Below are 16,550 nucleotides of genomic sequence, written 5' to 3'. Positions count from 1 at the left end.
GGGATCAGGGATGTCGCCCGGCCGACGGCTTGAGGACAGCGTGCACTTGATCTTCAGAAAAATACACGCTGTCCCCGACTTCAAATAGCGTGTAGCCGGTGTTTTGCTCCGTGACCATCCCTCGGAAATAGGCCTTGGGTGTAGAGGGAACTTCGGTGATGCGAACGTTGATGTAGCGTTCACTGATGTAGGAGACAAGTTGGACGCGCATGCCCTGTTTTAGGTCCAGCGCGCCAGGGAATCGATCCAGATCGTCATGGCTGACCACAACCCGAAACGCGGTGGGCCGGTGAATAACATAGGCCTGCTTGAGTTGATGATGTAGAGCCAGGATTTGTTGTGCCTCTGGGCTAAGGGGCCCGTCTGGACGTTGCGTCTCGTGCTCAAGCTCCGGGCTGGGTGATAAGTGCAAAATTTGGGCCAATAGCAGAAATTGTTCTTGAGTCATAAATTGCAAATTAACAGGAAAGGGAATCGACGAGCTTTTAGGCCTCGGGGTACAGTGTTCGTATTGTCCGCGATTGGCTGTCGTTTCGATTTGCGGTAAGAAAAGATTTTTTGTAGGGAAGACGAAATGATGCTTCGACGACTGATCCAAGGTGCTGCGGTCATTGGTTTGACTGCCTTGATGGCGGCGTGTTCTTCGGCCAAACCAGGCGGTGGCCCCGTCTCCAAACTCTTCAATGAATGTACCTGGGATCGTGAGTCCTGCATGCATGAAGGACGCTACGAAGCTGGTGAAAGCGAATATGCCGAGCGTGAGGCTCGGGACTTGAATCGTCAGTCGGCCGCCCGTTTGCGTCGTAGCGGTCTGTAAGGTTTTTTCACGGCAGTGCTGCGGGTTTGCTGCCAAGCGAGGTGCTGACCGTGATTCGTGAAGCGTTGGAAAGTCGGCAAATCGCCATTTATTGTGTGGCGATGTTGCTGGCCGGTTTGATGGCCTGTGTCTGGGTGATGCCGACCAGTTTGGTCGACTGGATCAATCCGGCACTGGCTTTCATGTTGTATGTCACCTTTTTGCAGGTGCCTGTTTCTCAACTGGGTAAGGCGCTGACGCAACTGCGCTTTTTGGCCGTGCTGCTCGTGGCCAATTTTTGCCTGATTCCTCTCTTTGTCTTTGCGCTGCTGCCCTTGCTGCCAGACCATACTATGCTGCGTCTGGGTGTGTTGCTGGTGCTGCTGGCCCCTTGCATTGACTACGTTGTCACGTTTGCTCAATTAGGCCGTGCAGATGCGCGAAGCTTGCTAGCGGCCACGCCGGTGCTGCTTGTGGTGCAAATGCTGCTTTTACCCTTGTTCCTGAAGTTGGCATTGGGAGAACAGTTTGGCCTGTACATCAAGGCCGGGCCTTTTCTGGACGCCTTCTTTTTTCTGATTTTGACTCCACTGCTATTGGCGGGGGCGACTCAGTATCTTGCTGGGAAAAGTCGCGTCTGGGCGCAGATCCAGACGGGTTTAGGCCTGGCGCCTGTCCCGGCTACCGCCCTGGTGCTGTTTATTGTGGTAGCTGCCGTTTTGAGGCAATTGGAGCCGGCGCTGGATGTGTTGTGGCGCGTCTTGCCAGTGTATGTTCTGTTTGCCGTCCTGGCTCCTGTCATTGGCTGGGTGCTGGCGCAACAAGTACGTCTGGAAGTCCCTTTGCGACGAGCAGTGGCCTTTAGTAGCGCGACTCGTAACTCCCTGGTTGTTCTGCCTTTGGCCCTGGCTATTCCAGGTGCCTTGCCCTTGTTGCCCGCTATCATTTTGACCCAGACCTTGGTGGAGTTGCTGGCGCAACTGGTCTATGTGCGCGTATTGGCTCGCGGAGGCTAAAACGAACAGGCTTGAGTGGTTTCTTGTGTAAGCCGTTTGTTGGCTGGCAAATATCATTTGCAGCACGCTTGTCCTGAATTCGATGGGATTTTCCACGTATTGATGGAGAACGTTTGTCCTGTTTTCGGCTAGGTTTCGCTCTCAAAATGGGTAAGGGCTGATCTGACCTGTTCAAGCCCGTGCAAAATCTTTGCTTTTTAGGATGATTACTCACTGGAAAACCGCCGTAAAAATGCGCGGTTTTTTCTTATAGAGCTTATAAAAAAACATACATGGCGATTGGGCTACCAGGCTCTATGATCTGCTCCGCCTCGGCTCTGAGTGCAACATCATGTTGCGGGCATGTTCTGTGTCCGCTTTCTATTACTTAGGAAATCTTCAAAATGCTAGTTGCCGCTTTTCTGGCGTTTGCAGGCCTGTGCCTGTTCGTGAATGGTGTTCGTCTCTACTATTCTGAAGGTCACCACGCGGGCAGGCTGGTGGATGCTAAAGATGCTGCCATTGTTAATTTGTTCACCGCCGTGCTGGGATTCATCTGCATGTCTCACATCCTGAATCCGGCCAACAGCGTGGTGTACTCCCCCTTGTCCGCCATTTACCTGGGCCTGTTTGCCCTGACCTATTTCTGGGTCGGGGTGAACGCCTTTACTGGCAGTGACGGCCGTGCGCTGGGTTGGTACTCCCTGGCGGTGGCCTGCATTGCCGTTCCTGCCGCGATCACCAACCTGAGTCTTGCCGAGCGGATTTTTGATTATTGGCAAGTGCTAAGCTGGCTGTCTTGGGCCGTCCTCTGGTTCCTGTTCTTCTTGCTGCTGGTCCTGAATAAACCCATTGCCCGCTTGACAGGCATGGTGTCCGCCGTACAGGGAGTGTTGACGGCGCTGCTGCCTGCCTTGCTGTATTTCTGGGGCGTGATTTAAAGCGGCTTAGTATTCGCTTGATAAAAATCCCCATAAGAACAGGCCCGGCATCCCGACCGGGCCCTCAGGGCGGCATTGAAGGCTCTTTGCCTAATTGAGCAGATCCTGCTGGTGAATGCCTTAAATGGTGCTCTTCTGCTTCAGTAGCACAGCCCCATCTCCCACCAATGACAATTGATCCCCCGGGTTTCGTAACGGGCAATTCGTCATGGACAAGCATCCACAGCCTATGCAGCCATCCAGCTCATCACGAAGTTGGGTCAGGCTGCGGATCCGATCATTGAGCATGTCGCGCCAGCGGGTCGAGAGCAGCGCCCAGTCCTTGGCCTGTAGTGGCTTGCCGGATGGCAGCTCATCCAAGGCCTCCTTGATTGTTGCCAGCGGAATACCGGCTCTTTGGGCAATTTTGATTACCGCGATCTTCCGCAAAACCTCGCGGTGATACCGTCGCTGATTGCCATCGCTGCGCCAGCCTTGAATCAAGCCTTTGGCCTCATAGTGATGCACGGTGGCAATGGTTACTCCGCTGCGGCGTGCAACTTCGCCTACCGATAGCGGGATAGTAATGTCGATTTTCATGGTGACTGATTCTCTTGACCTCATCTATGCATGAGGTTTTATAAAAGACGACTCTTGCCCCTGCAAGCTCCTTGAGCAGCGGGGCGTCTTATTGTGAACGAGTCGAGATCTTATGAAGAATCAGCAAGCCCCTGCGGGCGAGGTGCCAGCGGCACAAGACCAGTTGGCCGCGAATGGGGGGCAGGGGGCGCCCAGCCAGTCAGCCTGGGGGGATTTATTGTCTGGCGCCAATGCCATGCGTGCACTGGTGCTGGCGGGCGGCGTGGTGCTGCATGCCGTCAATGTTTATATTGCGACCACCATTTTGCCTACGGTTGTGCAGGATATCGGCGGACTGGATCTCTATGCCTGGAACACGACCTTGTTTGTGGTGGCATCCATCCTGGGTTCGGCCTTGTCCCCCAAGTTGCTGGCCATGACAGGCCCTAAAGGAAGCTACGGCTTGGCCGCCGTGACCTTTGCGGTGGGGGCGGTGATTTGTGCGGGGGCACCCAGCATGTCCATTTTGCTGTTCGGTCGCTTTGTTCAGGGCATAGGTGGGGGTTTGCTCTTTGCATTGGCCTACGCCATGATTCGCGTGGTTTTTGCCGAGCAGTTATGGCCCCGTGCGATGGCTTTGGTGTCGGGCATGTGGGGTGTGGCCACCCTTGCTGGCCCGGCGATCGGCGGCCTGTTTGCGCAGTGGGGCATGTGGCGGGCTGCTTTTGGATCCGTTGCCCTGATCGCAGTTCTTTTTGCTGTAGTGGCTTCTGGTGTCTTGCCTAAACGGGAGCCTCAATCCGGCACTGAGGCAAAGGCATCTATCCCGTTGATTCAGCTGATTTTATTGACGCTGGCTGTGCTGGCTATTTCTGCGGGTAGCACCTCGGTAGAGCTGGTGCACAATGTCCTGGGCCTGGCGCTGGCGTTTGTGTTGGGTGCCGCCTTGATTGCCGTCGAAAAACGTTCGCCAAGCCGCTTGTTGCCGTCGGGGACCTTTCAGTTTCGTTCCGAGATTGCCGGTTTGTATGCCTTGATGTCCTTGTTGGTGTTGACTGTCACTAGCGGAGAGGTTTTCGCACCGCTTTTTCTGCAAGTTTTGCATCAGCAGTCTCCTTTGGTGGCGGGCTACCTGGCCGCCTTGATGGGAGCGGGTTGGACGGTAGGTGCTGTCATCAGCTCGGGGCTGAGCGGACGGGCGATTGAGCGGGCGATTCTGGTCGGGCCGGTTTGCGGCTTGCTGGGCATGCTAGGGCTCACCTTTCTGGTACCGGAGACCAGCACGGGCCTGTTTCTGGACCTGGTTCCGATTTGTTTGGCACTGGCGCTGATCGGCTTGGGAGTAGGACTGGCCTGGCCCCACCTGCTGATACGGGTGTTAAAAGCCGCTTCTGTTCAGGAGCAAGAACTGGCCGGGGCATCCATCACCACCATTCAGCTCTTCGCAACGGCCAGCGGAGCGGCTTTGGCGGGGATGGTTGCCAATGCAGGTGGACTTATTGATCCGGGTGGAGTGGCGGGGACGCGTCAGGCTGCTTATTATCTATTTGGCGTATTTGCCGTCGCGCCATTGTTTGGGATCATAGTCGCACGGAACTGCAAGGCTAAAAAACAGTCTGATTAAAAGGAAGTGCAAGTCTGCTTTCGTGTCCGTACTACGTTTCCCGGAGAACGCTTGATCTGAGGACGTGGTGCCATGTTGCACTGGGGTAAATACTAGAAGGCTGGTGATTTTCCACCATTGGTATAGTATTTAGTGCAATTAATGCGTGGCCTTGCACACTTTTGATTGTTATGTGAAGGAGGTTCGGACGTGAATGGTATCCCTTCTCCCAATCCAGCCCCCAGGCCCGATCCGGAACCTAAGCCCATGCGTTGGCCTAGTGACTTTCCCGGCAAGCATGATAGGCAGTAATAGTCCTCAAACCCAAATAAAAAGGCCGTTCACCAAGAGCGGCTTTTTTGTGTCTGGGGCTTGTGTTTGAGCAAGCGCAGCGACCCTCATTGCAGACTTGTGTGGGCTCTGAGAAATGACTGGGTCGATTGCACATTTTGCTACTTTTGAGTTGGCCAGGCGTGCGGCTTTGATGCCAACAATGAGCGTGTCATCTTATGCGGATTCAAGGCGAGCGGTCTCAAACGTAGGGGAGAGAAGGTAAAGCGCGCGTTGCATCGCCCAGGTCTGCGTTTCCTGTTTGGTCGAAAAGACCCGGCTTTCCCGATAAGGGGGCTGATTGCGCAGCAGGGGGCAGTTTTATCCGGGTTCGATACCCAGAAGTGTGTTTGTTGATGCTGGCTATAAGCTGTTTTCGTGGGGCTTTTATGGGACCTACGATGTTGAATACTTGAAAACAGGCTATCAAAAGCCATTAGAGAAGAAGCTAAGCTGTTGATTTTACTTAAAATTGATTTTTTTTGAATCAACGGTTTTCATGCTTTGGTGCGAACGGAGAGACTCGAACTCTCACACCTCTCGGCGCCAGAACCTAAATCTGGTGCGTCTACCAATTCCGCCACGTTCGCAACACGAAAGAAGTAGATTCTAGCGTGGATTTTCACCCTAGGCAAGTAGTCCGCCCTATGGGGAAGCAAATTGATTAGGGGCCATCTTGATGTGGCCCTCAAACGTTTTTGTACCGCTTTGTTTTATCGACGTTTTGGGCTTTTTGCGATCAATCCACGTGCTTGCCAGTCGGCCTGTTGCTCGGCGCTGATGCCCAACTGATTCAGGATTTCTTCGGTGTCCTGGCCCAGATGGGGAGCAAGGCGGTAAATACCGCCGGGAGTGTCACTAAGCTTGGGAACAATGCCCGGCACTTTAAGCGGTGTGCCATCTGGCAAGCGGCTGTCCAACAGCATTTCGCGGGCTTGGTAGTGGGGGTCGGTCGCAATATCGGCGATGTCATACACGCGGCCTGCCGGAACGCCGGCCTGGTCAAGAATCTCCAGTACCTTGTCCAGCTCCAGGGCGCTGGCCCAGTGACCGATAGCGGCATCAATCACGCCTGCATGCCGTGCGCGACCATCGTTGTGAGCATAGTCGGGATTTTCTGCCATATCGGCGCGGCCAATGGCGTTCATCAAACGCTTGAAAATGCTGTCACCATTACCGGCAATCAGGGCATATTTGCCGTCTTTGCAGACATAGGCATTGCTGGGGGTGATACCGGGCAGGCTGCTGCCGGCAGGTTCTCGTATTGCGTCAAAAGCCGAGTATTCCGGCAGCAGGCTCTCCATCATGTTGAAAACGGATTCATACAGGGCCACGTCAATATATTGACCTACACCCTGGTTTTGCTCGCGTTGGCGCAGGGCCATCATGATGCCGATGACACCGTGCAAGGCCGCCAGAGAGTCCCCAATGGAGACGCCAACCCGTACCGGTGGGCGTCCGGCTTCACCGCTAAGGTGACGCAAACCACCCATGGCTTCGCCAATCACGCCAAAACCAGGTTTGTCCTTGTAAGGGCCTGTCTGGCCGTAGCCCGACACGCGCAGCATGATCAAGCCTGGGTTGATGGCTTTCAGGGCTTCCCAACCCAACCCCCATTCTTCCAGGGCACCGGGACGGAAATTTTCGATCAGGATGTCACACTCTTTTACCAATGCCCGGATCACGTCCTGGCACTGCGCTTGGCGCAGGTCCAAGGCCAGCGATTTTTTGTTACGTGATTGCACCTCCCACCAGACCGAGTTACCGTCATGTAGCAAACGCCATTTACGCAAGGGGTCGCCGCCTTTAGGGGATTCAACCTTGATCACGTCCGCGCCAAATTCGCCTAGGATCTTGGCAGCAAAGGGGCCGGCGATCAATTGGCCCAGTTCCAGGACCCGGATGCCGCCCAAAGGGGTAGTCATGTGCATATCAGTCTTGCGTAGGGAAGGTAAAGTAAGGGATCATAGTCCGGCACGGCTGTATTGTCTTGACAGGAAATTATGATTCAAAATACGTTTGTTTGGATTTACCGTGCCAGTTTCCGGTAAAATGCCGGATTACTCTTATCAATTACTCAATTTAATATAGGTCTTCAATGCAGCCCGAGGTTGAAATTCTGTCCGGCTTGGAGCGCCGAGTCGATGTGGTCGTTTCGGTGGCCGACGTAGAAAAACAAGTCCAGGCCCAGCTCAAGCGTGTGGCTCGCACGGCCAAGGTACAGGGCTTCCGTCCCGGTAAAGCGCCTTTGTCCGTTGTCGAGCGCAGCCACGGCCCTGGTATTCGTTACGACGCCATCAACGAAGAAATCGGCAAAGCCCTGGACAAAGTGATCCAGGACTCCAAATTGCGCGTAGCCGGCACTCCTAATCTGGAAGCCAAAGAAGGCGAGCCTGCTGAAGGCACGATGGCCTTTACCGCGACCTTCGAAGTTTATCCGGAAGTGGCCTTGCCCGATCTGTCCAAGCTGGAAATCAAGCGTGCCAATACGCCTGTGACCGACGAAGACATCCAGCGCACCGTAGACGTGTTGCGCAAGCAACGCGCCAACTACGAGTCCAGCGCTGATCGCGAAGCCCAGGAAGATGATCGCATCACTCTGGACTTTGTGGGCACCATTGACGGCGTTCCTTTCGAAGGTGGTAGCGCTGAAGGTTTCCAATACCTGCAAGGTCGTGGCCGCATGCTGCCCGAGTTTGAAACTGCCGTTGCCGGCATGAAAGCAGGCGAAACCAAAACATTCCCCCTGGAATTTCCGGCCGATTACACCGGCAAGGAAGTGGCTGGCAAAACCGCTGAATTCAAGATCACCGTGACAGACGTGGCCCAGCCCGTTCTGCCCGAGCTGGATGCTGAATTTGCCAAGTCCCTGGGTCAGGCCGAAGGTGATGTAGCCGCTTTGCTGGCAGACATCCGTGCCAACATCGAGCGCGAAATCAAGGCTCGTGTGCATGCTCGCAATAAATCCGCCGTGATGGATGCTTTGTTGTCCGCCAGCGAATTTGAGGTGCCCAAGGCTCTGGTAGACAACGATGTCCAAGGCCGTATCGCTTCGGCTCGTGCTGAACTGAAAGACCGTGGCGTGCCCGACGCAGACAAGATGCCTATCCCTGCCGAGGCTTTCCAGGAAGAATCCACACGCCGTGTGCGTTTGGGTCTGCTGGTCTCCGAGCTGGTCAAGGCTGCTGAACTGCAAGCCAAGCCCGAGCAGGTTCGTACCCGCATCGAAGAGTTTGCCCAGAACTATGAACAGCCCGCCCAAGTGGTGGCCTACTACTTGTCCGATCGCCAGCGTCGCGCCGAGATTGAGGCAGTGGTACTCGAAGACAACGTCGTCGAGCACGTACTGTCCCAGGCCAAGGTGTCCGACGAGGAGGTGGCGTTCGACCAAATCATGGGAACCAACTAATGTCGTCAACCTTTGTCGACTTCTACGCTTCAATGCATGGGGGGCAGTCCGTTGCCCCTACGGGTCTGGGCTACGTGCCCATCGTGATTGAGCAGTCTGGTCGTGGAGAGCGGTCTTACGACATCTACTCCCGCCTGCTGCGCGAGCGCATCATCTTTCTGGTGGGCCCGGTTCATGACAACTCGGCCAACCTGATTGTGGCCCAGCTGCTGTTTTTGGAGTCGGAAAATCCCGAGAAAGATATTTCGCTCTACATCAATTCGCCCGGTGGTTCGGTCTACGCAGGCCTGGCCATCTACGACACGATGCAGTTCGTCAAGCCGGAAGTCTCGACATTGTGTACCGGCATGGCTGCCAGCATGGGTGCTTTCTTGTTGTCTTCGGGCGTCAAGGGCAAGCGCCTTGCTTTGCCTAACTCGCGCATCATGATTCATCAGCCTTCGGGCGGTGCGCGTGGTCAGGCTTCCGATATCCAGATTCAGGCCAAGGAAATCCTGAGTCTGCGTGAACGCTTGAACAAGATTCTGGCCGAGAACTGCGGCCAGCCTGTCGAGCGTATCGAGCTCGATACCGAGCGTGATAACTTCATGGCAGCTGAAGACGCTGTGGCCTATGGCCTGATCGACAAGGTGATGAATACGCGTGACGAGTAATCATCCGTCCCAACAGGGATCGATCTGAAGCAGTACTATGGCTGTTCGGGGGCGGGACTTGTTCCCGTCCTTTTACCATCCTGAAGTGAAATTTAAATTTATGTCCGAAAAGAAATCGGCCGACGAGAAAGTTCTGCATTGCTCGTTTTGCAATAAAAGCCAGCATGAGGTCAAGAAACTGATCGCTGGACCTTCGTCGGTGTTCATCTGCGACGAATGTATTGATCTGTGTACCGATATCATTCGTGACGAAGCTGCGGGCGCCACTCCTGATGGTGAACGTAAAGAATTGCCCACCCCCCAGGAAATCAAAGAGTTTCTGGACGGTTATGTCATTGGCCAGGAGACGCCCAAGCGCACCTTGGCCGTAGCGGTATATAACCACTACAAACGGATTCGTGGCGGCAAGGCAGGCCGTGACGATGTGGAACTGTCCAAAAGTAATATTTTGCTGATCGGGCCTACCGGATCGGGCAAAACGCTGTTGGCTCAAACGCTGGCCCGCATGCTGGATGTGCCTTTTGTGATGGCCGATGCGACCACCCTGACCGAAGCCGGTTACGTGGGTGAGGATGTCGAGAACATCGTTCAGAAGCTGCTGCAAAACTGCGATTACGATGTGGAAAAAGCGCAGCGTGCCATTATTTATATCGATGAAATCGACAAGATTTCCCGCAAGTCGGATAACCCGTCGATCACCCGCGACGTATCGGGTGAGGGCGTGCAACAGGCACTGCTCAAGCTGATCGAGGGTACCGTGGCTTCGGTGCCTCCACAAGGTGGTCGCAAACACCCGAACCAGGACTTTGTACAGGTCGACACCACCAATATCCTGTTTATCGTAGGCGGCGCCTTTGATGGCCTGGAAAAGGTGATTCGTGACCGTACAGAAAAATCCGGCATCGGTTTTTCCGCTTCGGTGAAAGCCAAATCCGAGCGTGGCGTAGGTGAGCTGTTTGCAGAGGCCGAGCCCGAGGATCTGATTAAATTCGGTCTGATTCCTGAGCTGGTAGGACGATTGCCTGTGGTCGCCACACTGGAAGAGTTGCACGAAGATGCCTTGATCCGCATTTTGACCGAGCCACGCAATGCCTTGGTCAAGCAGTTCCAGAAACTGCTGAGCATGGAAGGTGTGGAGCTGGAAGTTCAACCTGCCGCGCTACGTGCTGTGGCCCAGCGTGCCATCAAACGTCGTACAGGCGCCCGCGGCTTGCGCAGCATTGTCGAGCAAGCGCTGCTAGACACGATGTACGAGTTGCCGTCGCGCAAGGATGTCAGCAAAGTGGTGCTGACCGAGGACGCCGTTGCCGGAAAGAGTAAACCCGAATTGATTTTGGGTCGCACTTTGTCCGATAGTGAAGCCAGTGACACTGAGTCGCCCTTGAAGAACGCAGTAGCTTAGAGATATCTCCTTGTTTGTGCTCTGTCTGGCTCTGACCGGAAGGGCACAGGCAAGACCGGGCGACAGGCGAAGGTAAAGAGAAAAGAGTGGGTGTTCATGATGGCCACCAGACATAAAAATTTGTCTCTCTTTAACTCTGTGAAGTTCTGTTCTAATGTTCGTACGGCCTACTTGAAATATCAAAATTCGCCACAATCTGAGCTACAACAGGTTAAACCGTGAAAGGGAAGCCCAGGCTTCCCTTTTGCGTCTAAGGACATTTATAGGAAATGACTATGTCTGCGAGCCAGATTCTTTCTACGGAACCTATTGAGCTGCCGCTGCTTCCCTTGCGCGATGTAGTGGTGTTCCCTCACATGGTGATTCCGCTTTTTGTTGGTCGGCCTCGCTCGATAAAAGCCCTTGAGCTGGCGATGGAGTCCGGCAATAACATTATGTTGGTGGCGCAAAAGTCCGCAGGCAAGGACGATCCCGCTCCTGAGGATCTCTACGAAATTGCGTGTGCGGCCAGTATTTTGCAAATGCTCAAGTTGCCTGATGGCACCGTAAAAGTGCTGGTGGAGGGCTTGCAACGCGCTCGTATCACCCAGGTTCAGGATGCTGACACCCACTTTATGGCCTCGGTGGTTGAAGTGCCTGGCGATGCTGGTGATGCGGCTGAAACCGAAGCCTTGCGCCGCGCTGTGCTGGGTCAGTTCGAACAGTACGTCAAACTGAATAAAAAGATCCCTCAGGAAATTCTGACTTCCCTGACTGGGATCGATGACGCTGGCCGGCTGGCCGATACCATTGCTGCTCACTTGCCGTTAAAGCTGGAGCAAAAGCAGGGCATGCTGGAAACGCCCAAGGCCATGGAGCGTCTGGAAGGCTTGCTGTCGCAATTGGAAGGTGAAATCGACATTTTGCAGGTCGAAAAACGCATTCGCGGCCGTGTGAAAAAGCAGATGGAAAAGAGCCAGCGCGACTACTACCTGAACGAGCAGGTCAAGGCGATTCAGAAAGAGTTGGGCGAAGGCGAGGACGGTGCCGATGTCGAGGAACTGGAAAAGCGCATCGAGCAGGCTCAGCTAAGCAAAGAGGCGCTCAAGAAAGCTGAAGCTGAAATGAAGAAGCTCAAGCTGATGTCGCCCATGTCAGCTGAAGCCACGGTGGTGCGCAACTACATTGAAACGCTGGTTGGTCTGCCTTGGCGCAAAAAGAGCCGTATCAATAATTCCTTGAGCAATGCTCAGGAAGTATTGGATGCGGACCATTTTGGTCTGGAGAAAGTCAAAGAGCGGATTGTTGAGTACCTGGCAGTTCAGCAACGTGTGGACAAATTGAAGGCTCCGATCCTGTGTTTGGTTGGCCCTCCAGGCGTCGGTAAAACTTCGCTGGGTCAGTCCATTGCCAAGGCAACGAACCGCAAGTTCATTCGCATGGCTTTGGGTGGCGTACGTGACGAGGCCGAGATCCGTGGTCACCGTCGTACCTATATTGGCTCTATGCCCGGCAAGGTTGTTCAGAACATGAGCAAGGTGGGTGTACGTAATCCGCTGTTCTTGCTGGACGAGATCGATAAGATGGGCGCGGATTTCCGTGGCGATCCTTCCTCGGCATTGCTGGAAGTTCTGGACCCTGAACAAAACCACACCTTCCAGGATCACTACCTGGAAGTGGACTACGACTTGTCCGACGTGATGTTCGTGGCAACCAGTAACACCCTGAATATTCCACCGGCCTTGCTGGATCGTATGGAAGTGATTCGTCTGTCTGGCTACACCGAAGACGAAAAAGTACGCATTGCTTTTGATTACCTCCTGCCCAAGCTGATGAAGAACAACGGTGTGCGTGCTGGTGAGCTGGAAGTCACCGAAGATGCTGTACGCGACATCGTGCGTTACTACACGCGTGAGGCGGGTGTACGCTCGCTGGAGCGTGAAATCAGCAAGATCTGCCGCAAGGTGGTTCGCAAGCTGCTGGTGGCCAATCCACAGGCTGGCACGCGTGCTGCCCGTAACAAGGCCCTGACACAGGAAACTCTGGTGGTCAATTCGGAGAACCTGAACGAGTACCTGGGTGTGCGTCGCTACTCCTTCGGCCTGGCCGAGAAGGAGAACAAGATTGGACAGGTGACCGGCCTGGCATGGACCGAGGTGGGTGGCGATCTGCTGACCATTGAAGTGGCCGATATGCCCGGTAAAGGCAATGTGTTACGCACCGGTTCGATTGGCGATGTGATGAAAGAGTCCGTTGAGGCGGCCCGCACAGTGGTGCGTTCGCGTGCCCAGAAATGGGGCATCCCCAACACGGTATTCGAGAAGCGCGACCTGCATGTGCACTTTCCTGAAGGCGCTACGCCCAAGGATGGTCCATCGGCTGGTATCGCCATCACCACGGCTATTGTGTCCAGTCTGACGGGTATTCCGGTTCGCTCTGATGTGGCCATGACGGGTGAAATCACCTTGCGCGGCGAAGTTTTGCCTATTGGCGGCTTGAAAGAGAAGCTGTTGGCAGCGCAGCGCGGTGGCATCAAAACGGTGATGATCCCGGAGGAAAACGTCAAAGACTTGGCCGACATTCCAGATAACGTGAAGAACACGCTGGAGATCATTCCAGTGCGTTGGATTGATCGTGTATTGGAAGTGGCCCTGCAAGACGCCGTCACGCCTCTGAGCGACGAAGAGGTGGCTCGCCTGGCTGCTGAGGCTTTGGCCGCCACTCGTGCCGCAGGCACGGGCTCGGAGTCCTTCAAGCACTAAGCATCAGCAGTAGTAAGCAAGCAGTGAAACAGGCTACCTTGAACCCAAGGTAGCCTGTTTGCATTTTGGTCAGACTGATCGTGGCTTTGAGGTTAGCCATGTTGACAGCAGTGGGAGCCAGATCTTTGGGCAATGATATGAGGAAGGTGAGGGTCGCAAGCTTGCGCGAGAGGTTTACGGCTGCTCAACTCTTGCTGTAGGCATGTTGGCATGTAGGCATGCAGGTATGTGGGGGGCCAGGAATGGCTGCCCCCACGATTGCAGCCATGACTGCAACTGCAGACATACCGTGATGGCCATAGGCAAAGCGCTTGTCGCCGTTAATCTGCTCAAACTTGTATAGCGGCATGCACTCTGACCAGTAAAAAAACCCCATGCACCAAACGGTATATGGGGTTTTTCTCTTATCAGGTGCACCAAGCTCATAAAACAGGCCTGATAGCCTAGAGAGACAAGGTTTAATGCAGCGGGCTGGTACGAATCAGGCCTACAGCAATACCTTCCAGGGACAGAGAGTCCGGGTCGGTAACGATGATGGGTTCAAAGTCCGCGTTCTCAGGTAAAAGGATGACCTGATTGCTGGAGCGCGACAGGCGCTTGACGGTGACATCATCACCAATGCGGACCACCACGATCTGCCCATTACGCGCTTCGCTAGCTTTTTTGACGGCCAGCAGATCGCCGTCAAAAATTCCGGCGTCTTTCATGCTCAGGCCGCGCACACGTAGCAGGTAATCAGGCGTTTGGGTGAACAGGGTAGGGGCAACACCAATTTCGCGCTCGATATGCTCAGTAGCCAGAATAGGGCTACCGGCAGCAACGCGGCCAATAATGGGCAGTAAGAGGGCGTCAGTCAGATTGGCCAATGGGCTGCTATTGGGCGCTGCATGGTCGCGTGTATCCGTGCCAAGCAGGCGTATGCCGCGCGAGGCACCGGCGGTTAGCTCGATCGCGCCTTTGCGGGCCAGAGCTTTCAAATGATCTTCGGCCGCATTGGCGGATTTGAAACCCAGCACTTGAGCAATTTCTGCGCGAGTGGGGGGGAAACCCGTCCGTTCGATTTCAGAACGGATAATGTCCAGCACTTGTTGCTGGCGTGCAGTGAGCTTGGCGGTCATAGTATTGTCTGCTGAATATATATACAGTAAAGATTGTGCGTTACAGTTGCCGTTTTTGCAAGCTTTGGGGACCTTAAAGGCTTAATTTTCGACCCTTCGAGGTCTGTTCAGGCAGATGGAAGCCAGTCTTTGCGATCCTGCGTGTACAGCACGTGAGGGACAAGCTGGTGGCCCACAGGTACGCCAGGATGAGCAAAGGTGCCGGCTTGTTTTGTCATGCCCAGGCGTTGCATGACGGTTTGCGAAGGCCGGTTCAACTGAGCGGTGTACGCCACAATTTGCTCCAGGTCCAGTTCGTTAAAGGCAAAATCCATGCAGGCTCGGGCGGCTTCGGTGGCGTAGCCTTTGCCCCAGTATTCAGGCAGAAGACGCCAGAGCAGTTCTACGCAAGGCTGAAAGTAGAGCTCAGCAGTTGGGCGGTTCAAGCCGACCATACCGATGAAGGCCCCTTTTTCCTTCAGCTCCACAGCCCAGGGCCCCCAGCCATGTTCTTCGATCAGGCTTTGGCTGCGGTGGGCGATAGCATCGCTTTGTTCGCGGTCCAGGGTGGCCGGATAAAAGCGCAGCGCGTGGGGGTCGCTATTTAATCGGTAAAAGGGCTCGAGGTCGGTCGGTTTCCAGGGGCGCAGGATCAGGCGTTCGGTGTGCAGGGAAATAGCGTCTGTCATGGGGTACTCCAAGGTCCGGAACGACAACGCCCTTCCGAAGAAGGGCGTTGGAGGCGGTAAGGACGGCCAGCTTATTTCAGGACTTGAGCGATGGCTTTGGCCACGACATCAATGTTCTGGCTGTTGAGCGCAGCAACGCAGATACGGCCACTGCTGACGGCGTAAATGCCGTGTTCCTGGCGCAGGCGTTCTACTTGCTCGGCCGTCAGGCCGGAGTAGGAGAACATACCGCGCTGTTGCAGTACGAAGTCAAAGTTCTGGGTGGCACCATGTTCTTTCAGCTTGGCAACCAGTTGTGCACGCATGTCACGGATGCGATCACGCATGCCAGCCAGTTCGGTAGCCCAAGTCTGGAACAGCTCGGGTGAGCTCAGGACAGTGGCTACAACCTTGCCGCCGTGTGTTGGCGGGTTGGAATAGTTGGTGCGAATCACGCGCTTGACCTGGCTCAGCACGCGGGACGTTTCGTCCTTGCTGGACGTGACCAGTGTCAGGGCGCCGACGCGTTCGCCGTATAGCGAGAAGGATTTGGAGAAAGAAGAGCTGATGAACATGGACAGGCCCAGCTTGGCAAACAGGCGTACCACGCTGGCGTCTTCCTCCAGACCGGCACCAAAGCCTTGATAGGCGATGTCCAGGAAAGGAACCAGTTGACGCTCTTTGATCAGTTCGGCGATCTGGGCCCATTGTTCCATGCTGGGGTCCACGCCGGTGGGGTTGTGGCAGCACGCGTGCAAGACCACGATGGACTGGGCAGGCATGGCACGCAACGAAGCGATCATGCCCTCAAAGTTCAGGCCATGAGTGGTGGCATCGTAGTACGCGTAGGTGTTGACCTTGAAGCCGGCGCGCTCGAACAGAGCACGGTGGTTTTCCCAGCTTGGATCGCTGATGTAAACCTCGGACTGTGGCAGCAGTTGGTGCAGAAAGTCAGCACCGATTTTCAGTGCGCCGGTACCGCCCAGGGATTGCACCGTCAAGGCACGGCCCTCGGCAATAACGGGGGAGTCGGCGCCTAGCAACAGGGTTTGAGCACCCAGGTTGTAGGTATTGATACCTTCGATAGGCAGGTAGCTGCGTGCAGCGGCCTTGCTCATCAAGGCGTCTTCAGCTTGTTGAACAGCCTGCAAAATCGGGATACGCCCTTGATCGTCGTAATAAACACCGACTCCCAAATTAACTTTGCCGTTGCGTTCGTCGGCATTGTATTGTTCATTCAAACCCAAAATAGGGTCGCGTGGAGCCAGTTCGACGGTTTCGAAGAGCGATGTCATGATGATATGGGGGCGTTAGCGCAGAAAGGTAGAAAAACAAAGCATTAATGTGATAATACGGG

Annotated in this window: 14 protein-coding genes and 1 tRNA gene; 8 read left to right on the top strand and 7 right to left on the bottom strand. The window is 54.8% G+C overall.

What is annotated here, in order from left to right; genetic code table 11:
* Positions 1-4: 4 nt before the first annotated feature.
* A complete protein-coding gene (locus tag LNA76_RS06790) occupies positions 5-448 on the bottom strand; it encodes a hypothetical protein (RefSeq protein WP_094196414.1) in 444 nt (147 codons plus the stop codon).
* A 126-nt stretch (positions 449-574) separates the two neighbouring features.
* On the opposite strand from LNA76_RS06790, the gene LNA76_RS06785 reads away from it, so the two are divergent.
* The 3 genes from LNA76_RS06785 (at position 575) to LNA76_RS06775 (ending at position 2,732) form a co-directional block, all read left to right on the top strand.
* Positions 575-817, top strand: a complete 243-nt coding sequence (locus LNA76_RS06785; RefSeq protein ID WP_094196415.1) for a hypothetical protein — start codon at positions 575-577, stop codon at positions 815-817.
* A 44-nt stretch (positions 818-861) separates the two neighbouring features.
* A complete protein-coding gene (locus tag LNA76_RS06780; RefSeq protein ID WP_094198323.1) occupies positions 862-1,812 on the top strand; it encodes an arsenic resistance protein in 951 nt (316 codons plus the stop codon).
* 383 nt (positions 1,813-2,195) lie between these two features.
* On the top strand, positions 2,196-2,732 hold the full coding sequence (locus LNA76_RS06775; protein WP_094196416.1) for an AmiS/UreI family transporter: 537 nt from the start codon (positions 2,196-2,198) through the stop codon (positions 2,730-2,732).
* A 120-nt stretch (positions 2,733-2,852) separates the two neighbouring features.
* Here LNA76_RS06775 and soxR read toward each other — a convergent pair whose 3' ends face one another.
* Entirely contained in the window at positions 2,853-3,311 is a 459-nt protein-coding gene (gene soxR, locus LNA76_RS06770) for a redox-sensitive transcriptional activator SoxR (protein WP_230018564.1), read from the bottom strand.
* Positions 3,312-3,423: 112 nt separating this feature from the next.
* Here soxR and LNA76_RS06765 point away from each other — a divergent pair, with 112 nt between their 5' ends.
* On the top strand, positions 3,424-4,914 hold the full coding sequence (locus LNA76_RS06765; protein ID WP_406846441.1) for an MFS transporter: 1,491 nt from the start codon (positions 3,424-3,426) through the stop codon (positions 4,912-4,914).
* 814 nt (positions 4,915-5,728) lie between these two features.
* On the opposite strand, the gene LNA76_RS06760 is transcribed toward LNA76_RS06765, so the two are convergent.
* Positions 5,729-5,813, bottom strand: a tRNA-Leu gene (locus tag LNA76_RS06760).
* Between the two features lie 123 nt (positions 5,814-5,936).
* Positions 5,937-7,148, bottom strand: coding sequence for a CaiB/BaiF CoA transferase family protein (locus LNA76_RS06755; RefSeq protein ID WP_230018562.1), 1,212 nt, complete (start codon positions 7,146-7,148; stop codon positions 5,937-5,939).
* A gap of 173 nt (positions 7,149-7,321) precedes the next feature.
* On the opposite strand from LNA76_RS06755, the gene tig reads away from it, so the two are divergent.
* From tig to lon, 4 genes are all read left to right on the top strand, one after another.
* Entirely contained in the window at positions 7,322-8,632 is a 1,311-nt protein-coding gene (gene tig, locus LNA76_RS06750; RefSeq protein WP_094196420.1) for a trigger factor, read from the top strand.
* Positions 8,632-9,285, top strand: a complete 654-nt coding sequence (gene clpP / locus LNA76_RS06745; RefSeq protein WP_021446711.1) for an ATP-dependent Clp endopeptidase proteolytic subunit ClpP — start codon at positions 8,632-8,634, stop codon at positions 9,283-9,285. Before tig ends, clpP begins: the two co-directional genes overlap by 1 nt.
* A gap of 100 nt (positions 9,286-9,385) precedes the next feature.
* Complete coding sequence (clpX, locus tag LNA76_RS06740; protein ID WP_094198325.1) at positions 9,386-10,687, top strand: ATP-dependent Clp protease ATP-binding subunit ClpX; 1,302 nt, start codon at positions 9,386-9,388, stop codon at positions 10,685-10,687.
* Positions 10,688-10,962: 275 nt separating this feature from the next.
* Entirely contained in the window at positions 10,963-13,428 is a 2,466-nt protein-coding gene (lon, locus tag LNA76_RS06735) for an endopeptidase La (protein ID WP_094196421.1), read from the top strand.
* A 458-nt stretch (positions 13,429-13,886) separates the two neighbouring features.
* Here lon and lexA read toward each other — a convergent pair whose 3' ends face one another.
* From lexA to LNA76_RS06720, 3 genes are all read right to left on the bottom strand, one after another.
* A complete protein-coding gene (gene lexA / locus LNA76_RS06730) occupies positions 13,887-14,546 on the bottom strand; it encodes a transcriptional repressor LexA (protein WP_108727327.1) in 660 nt (219 codons plus the stop codon).
* Positions 14,547-14,653: 107 nt separating this feature from the next.
* A complete protein-coding gene (locus LNA76_RS06725; protein WP_230018560.1) occupies positions 14,654-15,214 on the bottom strand; it encodes a GNAT family N-acetyltransferase in 561 nt (186 codons plus the stop codon).
* 71 nt (positions 15,215-15,285) lie between these two features.
* On the bottom strand, positions 15,286-16,488 hold the full coding sequence (locus tag LNA76_RS06720; RefSeq protein WP_094196424.1) for an amino acid aminotransferase: 1,203 nt from the start codon (positions 16,486-16,488) through the stop codon (positions 15,286-15,288).
* Positions 16,489-16,550: the final 62 nt, after the last annotated feature.

This window comes from Alcaligenes sp. MMA, from assembly GCF_020907215.1.
Lineage (GTDB): Bacteria > Pseudomonadota > Gammaproteobacteria > Burkholderiales > Burkholderiaceae_B > Alcaligenes > Alcaligenes aquatilis.
This window is presented reverse-complemented; position numbering and strand designations above follow the sequence as displayed.